Source organism: candidate division Zixibacteria bacterium HGW-Zixibacteria-1, from assembly GCA_002838945.1.
GTDB lineage: Bacteria > Zixibacteria > MSB-5A5 > GN15 > PGXB01 > PGXB01.
The window spans coordinates 1-11,950 of the sequence record PGXB01000021.1; the positions used below are offsets into that span (position 1 = coordinate 1).

Sequence of the window (11,950 nt, forward strand, 5' to 3'; positions counted from 1 at the left end):
TTCGTCGTCATTCTACGCTGAATTATCTCAGCCCGGTTGACTTCGAACGGTTAAACCAACAACCTTATTTAATTGTCCAATAAAACAGGGCAAGATCAGAGCCTTGTCGATGACCCTGAGAGACGAAGGGCGCTCCTGACAATATTTAATTTTTCATTCTCAACCATTTAAAATCTACATTTGCATCAGAAAATTTGTAGGTCAGGAGTCTTGCACTCCTGACATCTTTTATATCCTCAATTTACTTTCAAAACCTGACATCCACTACTCCCCAAATTCTCCTTGAATATCAACAGGCCCTCTCGTACCCCAGTCTGCCTGGTAAAACCCTTCCTCCAAATATTTTTGTATCGATGTACTTTTGTAATCAAATGGGCTTTTCACCAAACCATGTTTAACCGGGTTATAATGTATATAATCAATATGGCTATTCATATCTCTCTGATCACGAATAATATGATCCCAAAAACGATTCTGCCAAACCCGACCGCATTTCAGTCCATTGATAGATCTATAAGCCCCGGCAAATTTCAACTTTATTCCTTTCATAATCTCAGAGAGATTATGTTCAATAGGTCGGATGATCAAATGGAAATGGTCGGGAATTATAACCCAGGCTTTTAATTCAAACGCCATTTGATTTTTTATAAAATCAAAAGCTCGCCATAATTCATTTTCGTTTTCAACAAGAATCGGTATGCGCTCATAAGTAACGCAAGTTACGAAATAAGTATGTCCTTTTTCATAATAACGGTGTAATTTTGACATATCAGGACCTTAATATCTGTCTCCAATTTTTTTAACAATGTCAGGAGTGCAAGACTCCTGACCTACACTTACTTGCTTTTATACCACTTTACCTTCACCATTCCATCTACCCATAAAAGGTGATCCTTTGAATTTAGATTGGGATACATAAATGGTTGCAATTCATGCCTATCCATGGTAAATAAAAAAACACGATCAAGCAGACTTGAATAAAAATCATATTCATCTTTCCATTTATCAATAATAAAAAAATTCCTTATTAGACCAAATAAAGTGACTTCTATGTATAGAATATTATCACAAGATAATCTCAGTATGAAATAATGACACTTATCAAAAGGAATGTCTTCAAGTTTTTCACAAAATCTAAAATTATTAGCTGTATTGGAAAAAATATAATTTTTCAATTCATCATCGATTTTTATGCGATTTTCCGTGCTACTATTATCGACAGAAATAAATCTTCTTAACGAATTTCTCAGACTTGGAATCAATAAAAAATTACGCAAACACATAAATTCATATAACATTTTAAAGATAAATTTAAAGTCTGGATCTCGAGTTCCTTCCATTTTAATTATAGTCTTTTTTGTTAAGTAATCTCTTTTGGAAATTACAATATTATCATATCTAAATTCAGTTTTATCCGTATCATTAAAAAAATCCTCGAGTGGTTTTGTTGGAATATCCGGATATTTTTTTTAATTTTGCCAATTCTTATTTGTTTTGATTTCATATTGGAAGCTATTAAGGTTTTTTCATCCAACCATTTAATTCTAGGAATAGCTACACTTCCTTTAAAGTCAACTTCTACTTCATTCTCCGCATCAATTTTCTTTAAATTCCTATACGCAACTTCTTCATTTGCTAACCCAAGCCTTACCATAGCTGCAGTTATAAAAGCATTATCTTTTGCCCTTACTTCTATTTTACTCCCTAAAAAATTGTTACATTGATCACACGAAATTTTCGGTTGAAACCATCCTCCCAAGAATTGAGGGATAAGGTGGGACTTACTCAAATTACTTTTCTCGCCACACCAAATACAGGTGTCAGACACAACCGTATTCCCTATTGAATATAACTTTGGTTTGAGATTCATTGTTATTTTATCATATTTAATAACTTATTCCAAATCACCCTCACACCATCCGCATGATCAGACCCACTACCGTGTCGAAACTGATCGGCATCAGCAAGATCAAAAACATCCAGACCATCGCCCGCCTCATGGCAGCCTCCGCATCAATCCGACCACTTTCCCGGCAATCTGGAACTGCGGCGAATTGCGGTCCACCACGATCGGCTCATAAGCATCGTTTTCCGGTTTGAGAATAATCCGCCCGCTCTTCGGCTGATACCGTTTGACCGTCGCCTCTTCGCCGATTATAGCCACCACGATATCACCCGGCTCGGCATCCTTCTGCTTCTTGACCAGAACATAATCACCGTCGAAAATTCCGGCATTTTTCATCGAATCGCCCTGAACCCGTAGAGTGAATGTTTCACCGGACGGCAGAAAACTGGTATCGACGGCAAATTCCCCTTCGACATTCTCGATCGCATCAATCGGATTACCGGCCGGAACAGCACCTACCAGCGGCACTTTCCGGACCGGCCCGGACAAGGCCCGCACCAGCTCGATTCCGCGCGAAATCAATTCCTGCCGACGGATATACCCCTTCTTTATCAAAGCTTCCAAATGCGCCCGGACACCGTTCGTGGAACTGATATTGAACTTCAGCCCGATTTCCCGGATAGTCGGCGATTTGCCGACCTCACCGATCATATTTTCGATATACTCCAGAATCTCCCGCTGCCTTCGGGTCAATGATTCTCTGACCATATTGACTCCTTGTATTTGAAAACCACTGATTTCAACTTAATTTCTCCAAACAAAAGCTACTGCACATTTGTTCAGATGTCAAGTTAATTTATCGGAAACGCCCCTGTTTCCTTGATATGTGATATTGGTTCTGCCCGACATCTACTTTCATCCCATATTTAAAAAAGTATTGAAAAAAAGAAAATATTTGTTATAATTCTGGTTTATAAGATTTTAAGGATTAAATTACTATGATGAAAATACTTGTCGTTGGTTCCGGCGGGCGGGAACATACGCTCGTCTGGAAACTAAAACAATCCCGATTGGTGGGAAAAATCTACGCCGCTCCCGGCAATGCCGGTATCAGCCTGCTCGCCAATTCGATCAATATCAAGGCTGATGATATCAAAGGCCTGGCCAATTTTGCTGAAAATCACCATATCGACTTAACCGTCGTCGGCCCGGAACTTCCTCTTACCCTTGGCATTGTCGATGAATTTCAAAAACGCGGCCTGCGCATTTTCGGCCCGTCGCAACTGGCGGCCGAAATCGAAGGCTCCAAGGCTTTTGCCAAGGAGTTTATGAGAAAATATCATATCCCAACCGCCCCTTTTCAGATTTTTACCGAAGCTTCCGAAGCCATCTCATTTATCCGCTCGGCAGCGATGCCGGTCGTAATCAAGGCCAGCGGCCTGGCGGCCGGAAAAGGCGCCGTGGTCGTTCACAGTCATGACGAAGCGGCCGAGACCATCGATAAGATGATGGTAAAAAAGATTTTTGGCGAAGCCGGAAATAAAGTTGTCGTGGAGACTTTCCTCAAAGGGCAGGAACTTTCGGTCATGGCCTTCACCGACGGCAAAAATATTAAAATGATGCTTACGTCACAGGATCATAAGCAAATCGGCGAAGGCGATACCGGCCCCAATACGGGCGGCATGGGCGCTTATTGCCCGGTTCCGTTTGTCGAGGATACCATTTTGACCATGATCAAAGAACATATCCTCGAACGAACCATTTCCGGCCTCGAAAAAGAAGGGCGGAATTACAAGGGTGTTTTATACGCCGGTTTGATGCTGACCGAATCCGGCCCGAAAGTTATCGAATTCAACTGCCGTTTCGGCGATCCGGAAACACAGGCGGTCCTGCCGCTGCTCAATTCGGACCTGGCCGACATCTTTATCGCCATCGCCGATGGAAACCTATCCATAATCGACGATCTGGACTGGGTGCCCGGCGCGGCAGTCTGCGTCGTGCTCGCTTCCAAAGGTTATCCCGGAAAATATGAAACTCAGAAGCGAATTTTTGGTTTAAGGAATTACAGCGACAGGAAATGCTATCTGTTCCATGCCGGAACCAGAAGAGAAGGGAAAAATTGGGTTACTGAAGGCGGACGCGTTATGGGAGTTACCGCGGTTGACAAAGATCTCCCGGCGGCGCTTTCGAAAGCTTACGGTCTGATCGAAAGAATCAAATTTGATGGAATGTATTTCAGGAGTGATATTGGTTTCCGGGCACATACACATGTCAATGTAGGGATATAAGTTATGCCAAAGGTTTTGATTTTAATCGGTTCCAAATCTGATATGGTGTACGCCGAAGAATGTCAGAAAATGCTGGATGGCTACGGAATCGAAAACAGCCTGGAAATATCATCGGCGCATCGCGAACCGGACAAGACGGATGATCTGGCTAAGAACGCCGCCGCCAACGGCTTTGAAGTTGTCATATGTATGGCCGGAATGGCCGCCGCCCTGCCCGGTGTGGTTGCCGCCCGGACCAGGCTGCCGGTTATCGGGGTGCCGCTTCCGGCCTCACTCGACGGACTGGATGCCCTCCTGGCGATAGCACAGATGCCATCCGGAGTGCCGGTGGCGACCATGGGAATCGGCAAGGCGGGAGCCAAAAACGCGGCAGTTCTGGCAGCGCGAATATTGGCCGTGAAATATCCCGAGATAAACGGAAAGCTCTGATCAGTCGTCTTAGGCTTGTTGGAATTTCCTGCAAACTTATGAGCGAATAATTGTAGAATATAATAAATAGGAAAGGAGTTGTTTGATGAATGCACATGCCCGGTCTGGAAAAAAATATTTATTTCTTTTCCTTGCAGTCGTTTTCGGCCTGACATTGCTGGCTTCATCTGCTTTCTCCGGTGACCCGGAAAAAGCCAAGAGTTTCTTTAATTCCGCTTTGACCCTGCAAAAAGAAGGTAATGACTCGCTGGCCGTCAACGAGTATAAGCAGGCCATCAAAGAGGACCCCCAGTTTATCGATGCCTACATCAATCTGGGCTCGATCTATTTTGGAGGTAATAATCTCAACGAAGCCGTGACCCAATTCAAGAAGGCTACCGAAGTTGCCCCCGGCAATCCTGACGCCTGGGCCAATCTGGGCAGGACCTATTACAAACAGAAAAAATATCTCGAGAGCGAACAGGCTTACAAAAAAGCCCTCGAAATCAAAAGCGATTACGTCGAGGTCTATAAGGATTTGGGATTGATCTATCACAAACAAAGTAACTGGCCGGCGCTGGTGGAAAATATGGCCAAGTACACTGAAAGTGTTAAGGACGATTATCTTTCGTTATATCTGCTTGGAAAGGGCTACCAGAATCTCAAGAAGTATCCCGATGCCATTGCGGCCTATAATCAAACCATCAGCCTGAAGCCTGACTATTTCAATGCCTATAACAGCCTCGGACAGATCTATCAGAATCAGAACAAGAATCTTGATGCTTACAAAATGTTCCAGAAAGCGGCCAATATCAGCCCGGATAATTATCTCACTCTTTATAACATGGCTATCTCATATGAGACCGAATATCAGGAGGACAAGGATAAAATCGATCAGGTCATTGCCAACTGGGCCAAGTTTGTCAAAGTTGCCAAAACTAACCCGAAAGCAAAATTGATTGTCGGCGGCGCTGAAGAGCATCTGGTTGATCTGAACGAATTGAAGACACATTACGAAGAGGAAGCGGCCTCTAAATTATAATTTCTCTGCAGCAATTTAAAAAGCCCGCCTTATGGCGGGCTTTTTTATTGCAGGTAACACACCGGCTCTTTTGCTTTAAACCATAATTTGATGTAACATATGTTAATACATTGTTAAATAAGCTATTAACAATAGCCAACACTAAAAATATAGTCGACAGCCCGGGAGTAAAGGAAATAAGGATGACTGCTTCAAAAAGAAGCAAAAATATGCCGGGACACTCGACTTTTTCTTGACAACTCGAAGTATCTAATTTATTATGATAATGAAAAAGAGAGTTCTTCTTTGAGATCCCTGGGTCCAACTTAATCCCCTCTGGATCCAGCCAAAGAAAACTCTCTAAATTTTTCTGCCCCTTTTTTATCGGACGAATAAGATTCTACTGATCGAATTCAACCGATTCAAAATCATCCCAGTCGACAACTATTTCATCACGACCGTCCATGACAATGATGCCTTTATTGTCGCTGTCAACATCGTTGGAGCCTCTCAGCTTAAAGGTCCGGCCGTCCTTGAGTGTCACCATACTTGTCCGCGACGACATCTTTTCGATCGCTTTAATCATGCCGAATTCGATGTCGAATTCCACATCGCGCATATCGCCGTTCAGAATCTCCCAGGTAAATTCTTCGTCGGAATCCCAGACAATATTACCGGCGTACTTCTCGCCGCCCTCGGTAATAACCGTGCCATGCAGCTTCTTGCCGCCGTCGAAATCATTATAGGTCATATTGCCCGGAGGTTCCGAAAAATCCAGCCTGTCAAACCCGTCCCAGTTGACTCTCACCGATCCCAATTTTAAATCGGAAATAACAATCCCGCGATTGCCGCTGTCGATATCATTCGAGTCATCCATCTCCATCGTCTTGCCGTTTTTCAGTGTCACTTCCGCTGAACTCGATGACCTTCTCTCGATAGAAGCAATATTACTGAATTCGATTTTTCTTTTGCGGCGGCCTTCCCGCCCGTCGAGAATATCGCCGTCGAAGGTTTCATCCATATCCCAGCCGATATAGCCGCTGAATGTCTCTCCCCGCCGGGTGGTCAGGGTGCCGTAAAGTCTTTTTCCGAATGCCGACTCTTTTTTGGGGGCGTTCATAAACTCGATATGATCGATCTCATCCCAGTATATCTCGATAATACCCTCTTTGAGATCATCAATAAGTATTTCCCGGTTGTCTTCGCCGATATCGCCGGAACCGCCGCTCAGTTCCACTTCCTCACCCGATTTCAATTCAAGCATGACGGTGTTGTCCCCGGCCGGAGACAATTTGGCGATATGGCCCATTCTGATACCAGCTTCAGCGCTGGTGAAACTCCAGATATTGTCACCTTCGCTGTAAATGGTCATACCGAATATCTTTACCGACCTATCCCTCCGGTCATTATCACGCCGGCGATATTTCCGGTATTTCTTGCCCTCCAGCTCTTTGGTTCCATCAAGGAGATCACACCAGGATGCCTCATTCTTGTCCCAGCGAATGAAACCTTCCAGAACCTCATCATCAACCGTATAAATTTTGCCGTAAAGCTGCCCTTCGTCGGCCATGGCCACTGCGGACAGTATCAACAACCCCATTAAAGCGCCCAGGGAAATTACTACGGTTTTCATGCCGCTTACTCCTATTGATTAGTAATAGAGTTCCTTTACTTTATCTGACGGGATTAAGCCAAAAAAGTTGCATGATACGGGATTATATTGAGTTTCTTCGGAGCGGAAAAAGGATCCCGACTGAGAATCAGTCAAGTCCGGGGAAATTCGCATTCGGAAATCGAGGAAATTAAATGACCCTGATTCTACTTGATCAGAGCCATTTTGCGCACTTGTGAAGACTCGCTCGCGGTCATTTTGTAAAAATAAATTCCGCTCGGCGCCGTTTCGCCCCCTTTAAGCGAGCCATCCCAGACCAGTTTGTGCCTTCCGGCTGACAGGACATCATTATGGAGAACCACCACTTCCTGACCAAGAATATTATAGACGTTTATTTCAACATGCTCGGTTCTTGGCAGACTTATTTCAATAACGGTCCTCAGATTGAACGGGTTGGGATAATTTTGTCCAAGCGATATTTGCCTCGGAAGAACGGCATCGTGATCATCCGGCACATCGGTCGGATTGCCGATCATCATGGTTCCCGAAATGACTTTCGGAACCTGCTTGATTGATGATTCACCAAGAATATAACTGCCGGAACTGTCCGAATAAACGGTGTCGATAACATTGAAGGCATCGCTTTCGCCGGCCGTAAAAAATATATCGGCAATATGGTAGGTGCCGGCCGGGATGGTACTGTCATTCAGAACCGAGTCGGCGACACGAAAGCCGAATTCCCCGGTTCCGCCTGTTTGCACCGAGGTGTAATAGGTAACGAAATCCGGCAGGTTGGATTCATTAATAACAATTGAATCCAAAGCGGCGGTACTGCTGTCGTATCCGAACGGCACATAGCCGCCCCTGGCCGCCGAACTCAGTGTCAAATATACCGGTACCAGGCCGGTCAGGCCGGGCATGACATTGGTATTCATGAATTGTACCGTGTCCGAAGAGGACAGGAAAATATCGATCGGTATAAATACTTCCACATTGAATGAAGCACTGTCGATAATGCTTAAACCGGAGTGATGATAACCGGTTGCGAGCGTTGAAGTTTCGATTGTAATATTTATGGTGTCATTATCACTGCCGCTTGCCCGGTCAATATCGATCCAGTTGTCAGCCGGAATAGCTGTCCAGCCAAGACTTCCATCGCCGGAGTTTTGAATCCGGGTCAGCCCATTGAGCGTTGCGCCCGCCGTGGCATTAAATATAAATGAATCGGGAACCGGATCAATACAGGATAAGCCGTCCAAAAGCTCGGCATATACCCAGACCGTCTCGGGAGAATTGGCCGCCTCCGAAGATATAAATTCCACCGCCGCCGAATTATCTCCCGGTATTAAATCAGCGGTGCTGATATTGACAAAAAGTGTTTCACCTTGTGTTCCGTTGGTGGCATCAAGTGACATCCACGAGACACTTTCGGACGCGTTCCAGGTCAAAACACCGCTTCCGGAATTGTCGATAACAATCGGCTGCGGTTCGGGATCACCAAGCTTCTGGAGTATTCTGAATCGTACCGTATCAGGACTTAATTCCAGCAACGGCGCGGTGACCGTCAGCGCGACCGAAACGGCCCGTGAGGAGTCGCCTGCATCATTATCAATAAGCTTTATTTCACCGGTATAAGTACCGTATGACAAGGTGTCGGCGGCAATTGATATTTCGATATTGGCCGGTGTTATGCCTGTTGATGGTGTGACACTCAGCCAATCCGTTTCGGCGACCGCCGACCAGTTAATGGTTCCCAGCCCGTTGTTGCTCAGAGTGGCGGTCTGTGAAGCGGGCAGGCTTCCCCCCTCCTCCATGACGAAAGCAAGGCTCGCCGGCACGGGAATCAATCCCGGATTATTAAAATTTTTGATGGTGAGATATACGTCGAAATTACCGGCACGGTAATCGGCCCACGTAAACAGCAGCTTATATCCATCCGTGGCCACATCGGGTTGAAGCTGACGGCCGTCGATGTTTTCATGGACAAGGAAATTACTGCCGCTGGATAATCCATTATGATCGATAATTTGTGCCATGATATCATACTGACCCGATACCGAATCGGCCCAGACCACCGCCACATTTCCCAAATAATCGGCGCAGAGGGCAACGTCGCGCTGCGTTCGGCCGTTGTCATTGCCGTTGACTTTTCTGGAAAGCGCCAGAGCGGTTCCGGTCGAATCGAATCGTCTTAGATAGACATCCGGATTGGCCGGATAAACGCCGTTTCGCCAGTCGATCCAGCCGACATAAAAGCGTCCGCGCCCGTCCGCCGCGACATCGGGAAATGCCTGCTTGGCGCCGGTCAGGTCATCGCCAGCCCTGATATTCCCGCCGACCGCTGCGGCCAGCGAATCGAATCGCTGGAAAAATATATCATCATTGCCCAGTCTGTTATCATACCAGACCACCACAAAACCGCCGCCGCCAAGCGCCGCTACATGCGGTGAATGCTGCTGGGAGACGATTGTTTCGCTGTTGATTTTAAAACTGCTGCCGATCGGCGCGCCGGCCGAAGAAATTCGACGGCCATATATATCCCAGTTATTATTGCGATAATCGGCCCAGACGACAACCGCTGAGCCGCTCTTCAGGACCGCCGCATCGGGGGATTCACAAATAACATTGGTAAGTTCGGTGGTGACATTAAAGTTATTTTCAAAACCTGAACTATCCATAATTGACGCATATATATTGGGGCCAAAGGGATATTCGCCGTTGCGATAATCCTTCCAGACCGATAAATAATGACCCGAAGAAAAGGCCGCGACAGCCGGCTCCATCTGTATCGAGGAATTTATGTCATCATTCAGTTTCCGATTGGCGCCGTCTTTTATTCCGGAGGTATCTATTATTTGATAATAAATATCCGATTCGCCGTTTCTCTTATCGGTCCAGACGACAACCATGTCTCCATTGCGCCCCGAAGCGATACGCGGCTGATATTGGTCGCTGATCGTGTTATCATCATTGAGCTTAATGTCGTACAGGTCGGCGCCGGCGGCCTTTCCTGAGGCAAGGTGCAGGACGATGACGATTACAAATATAATTATGTACATACGGCGGCTTTTCATCGATAAACATAATAGCAATATCGATGCCCTTAACCGCCCCTTTAACAAAAGGAATTTGCCTGCTTTAATCCATTGAATATCAATGAGATTTGATGCGGGCCGGAAACTGTGCGGGGATTTTTTTTACGAACCTGAATTAAACAAGGAAAACAGTTCCAAATCTACCGGAACTGTTTTCCTCACTATACTTAATGTCAGGCGTAGAAACCTTAAGAGTCAATTATCTTTTTTTCTTTTTATGACGATCGGCTCTTCTGCGTTTTTTCCGTTTGTGCGTTTTAATTTTCTGACGTTTTCTCTTCTTACCGCTTGGCATTAAACCTCCATAACAGCATGAGCATACAAGCTATACGGGCAATTTCACAATCATGTTTTTGAATTCATTTGACGGTTTAAACACCGGCACTTTTCTTCCGGGAACAGGAACTACATCGCCTGTCCGTGGATTTCTCGCCTTACGTTCTTTTCTCAGTTTAACCTTGAAAGTCCCAAAGCCGCGGATTTCGATATTGTTTCCGGTCTCCATCGACTTTTTGACGGTATCCAGGAAAGCATCAACGACAACGGCAACATCTGTCCGGGTCAGCCCGGTTCTTTCGGCAACCTTTTCCACCAGATCTGCCTTGGTCATCTTTTATCCTCCCTCTTCTCTTGCTGGTTTATTTTTAACAACTATTTTCTCCAACCCAGCACTTCAGTTCCCCCGTCCCCGATTGTTTATTTTTACTTAAGCTAACTAGGAGCTGATACTGAAATTACAAAATGATTATTCGTAAGTCAATAGTTTTTATTAATTTAATATAAATACATTACGCGGGGGCCGCCGACCTCGCCCGCGGCATATTCCCGAACATTTCCCGCCAGGGAGCCCAGAATATCGAAAAAGCCCGGCTTTGGCTTGACTTCCCTGACCAGTCTGGGTTTTCCCTCGATTCCGGCCATATCGGCTGCCAGCCGAACCGCATCCTCAAAGCCACCAAGAGTGTCGACCAGCTTGAGAGCCAGCGCCTGACGGCCGCTGAAAATCGAACCATCGGCTATTTTATAGACCTCTTCCCGCTCTATCCCGCGGCCCTCACTGACCACATCGACAAACTGCTCATAAGTATCGGTAATCATGGAAGTCAGCATTTTTCGTTCATTCTCTGTCATGGCTTTGTTAAAGGCCCCGACATCTTTGAGTTCGCCCGATTTGACCGTTTCATAGCTGACACCGATCTTATCAAGAAGTTTACCGATCGTCGGAAATTGAATGATAACGCCGATCGATCCGGTCATTGTGCCCGGATTGGCCATGATTTTATCGGCCGCGCAGGCTATTAAATAGCCGCCCGAGGCGGCCACCGACGACATCGCCACAATCACCGGCTTGCTATCTTCATTTCTGACCCGCAAAATCTCCTCATAAATTTCCTGTGACGGCGCGACCGCGCCTCCCGGAGAATCTATGTGAAGAATGATTGCCCTGATGCTGTTGGATTCGCCCCATTTTTTCAGCTGACGAATAATCGAGGCTGATTCATATATCCCGCCGTAAACTTCTACTACTGCAATCTTTTCCCTGAATCCTCCCAGATCGACGCCGTCATCGGCATAATATGCCCCGAGGAACATCAAGCCGAAAAAACCGATCGCTATAACAAAAGTGAAGATAATGATTACGGCTATAACAACATCCCTTTTGCGTGCCATAATTATTCC

Annotated in this window: 11 protein-coding genes; 3 read left to right on the forward strand and 8 right to left on the reverse strand. The window is 45.7% G+C overall.

The annotated features are described in order from the left end of the window. Positions 1-264: 264 nt before the first annotated feature. The 4 genes from CVT49_09200 to CVT49_09215 form a co-directional block, all read right to left on the reverse strand. Complete coding sequence (locus CVT49_09200) at positions 265-768, reverse strand: transposase (protein ID PKK83266.1); 504 nt, start codon at positions 766-768, stop codon at positions 265-267. Positions 769-836: 68 nt separating this feature from the next. Next, positions 837-1,340: a hypothetical protein gene (locus CVT49_09205; protein ID PKK83267.1), complete on the reverse strand. Its 504-nt coding sequence runs from the start codon at positions 1,338-1,340 to the stop codon at positions 837-839. Between the two features lie 41 nt (positions 1,341-1,381). Continuing rightward, positions 1,382-1,870, reverse strand: a complete 489-nt coding sequence (locus CVT49_09210) for a hypothetical protein (GenBank protein ID PKK83268.1) — start codon at positions 1,868-1,870, stop codon at positions 1,382-1,384. 126 nt (positions 1,871-1,996) lie between these two features. Next, complete coding sequence (locus tag CVT49_09215; GenBank protein PKK83269.1) at positions 1,997-2,614, reverse strand: hypothetical protein; 618 nt, start codon at positions 2,612-2,614, stop codon at positions 1,997-1,999. Positions 2,615-2,847: 233 nt separating this feature from the next. Here CVT49_09215 and CVT49_09220 point away from each other — a divergent pair, with 233 nt between their 5' ends. The 3 genes from CVT49_09220 (at position 2,848) to CVT49_09230 (ending at position 5,584) form a co-directional block, all read left to right on the forward strand. Next, a complete protein-coding gene (locus CVT49_09220) occupies positions 2,848-4,134 on the forward strand; it encodes a phosphoribosylamine--glycine ligase (protein ID PKK83309.1) in 1,287 nt (428 codons plus the stop codon). A gap of 3 nt (positions 4,135-4,137) precedes the next feature. After that, on the forward strand, positions 4,138-4,563 hold the full coding sequence (purE, locus tag CVT49_09225) for a 5-(carboxyamino)imidazole ribonucleotide mutase (protein PKK83270.1): 426 nt from the start codon (positions 4,138-4,140) through the stop codon (positions 4,561-4,563). Between the two features lie 85 nt (positions 4,564-4,648). Beyond that, on the forward strand, positions 4,649-5,584 hold the full coding sequence (locus tag CVT49_09230) for a hypothetical protein (GenBank protein ID PKK83271.1): 936 nt from the start codon (positions 4,649-4,651) through the stop codon (positions 5,582-5,584). Between the two features lie 379 nt (positions 5,585-5,963). Here the strand turns inward: CVT49_09230 and CVT49_09235 are convergent, their stop codons facing one another. The 4 genes from CVT49_09235 to sppA form a co-directional block, all read right to left on the reverse strand. Continuing rightward, positions 5,964-7,196, reverse strand: coding sequence for a hypothetical protein (locus CVT49_09235; protein ID PKK83272.1), 1,233 nt, complete (start codon positions 7,194-7,196; stop codon positions 5,964-5,966). Positions 7,197-7,381: 185 nt separating this feature from the next. Beyond that, positions 7,382-10,249, reverse strand: coding sequence for a hypothetical protein (locus CVT49_09240; GenBank protein ID PKK83273.1), 2,868 nt, complete (start codon positions 10,247-10,249; stop codon positions 7,382-7,384). Between the two features lie 346 nt (positions 10,250-10,595). After that, positions 10,596-10,880 carry an integration host factor subunit beta gene (locus tag CVT49_09245; GenBank protein ID PKK83274.1) on the reverse strand — a complete coding sequence of 95 codons (285 nt, stop codon included), beginning with the start codon at positions 10,878-10,880 and terminating at the stop codon, positions 10,596-10,598. A gap of 164 nt (positions 10,881-11,044) precedes the next feature. Next, entirely contained in the window at positions 11,045-11,941 is an 897-nt protein-coding gene (gene sppA, locus CVT49_09250; GenBank protein PKK83275.1) for a signal peptide peptidase SppA, read from the reverse strand. Positions 11,942-11,950: the final 9 nt, after the last annotated feature.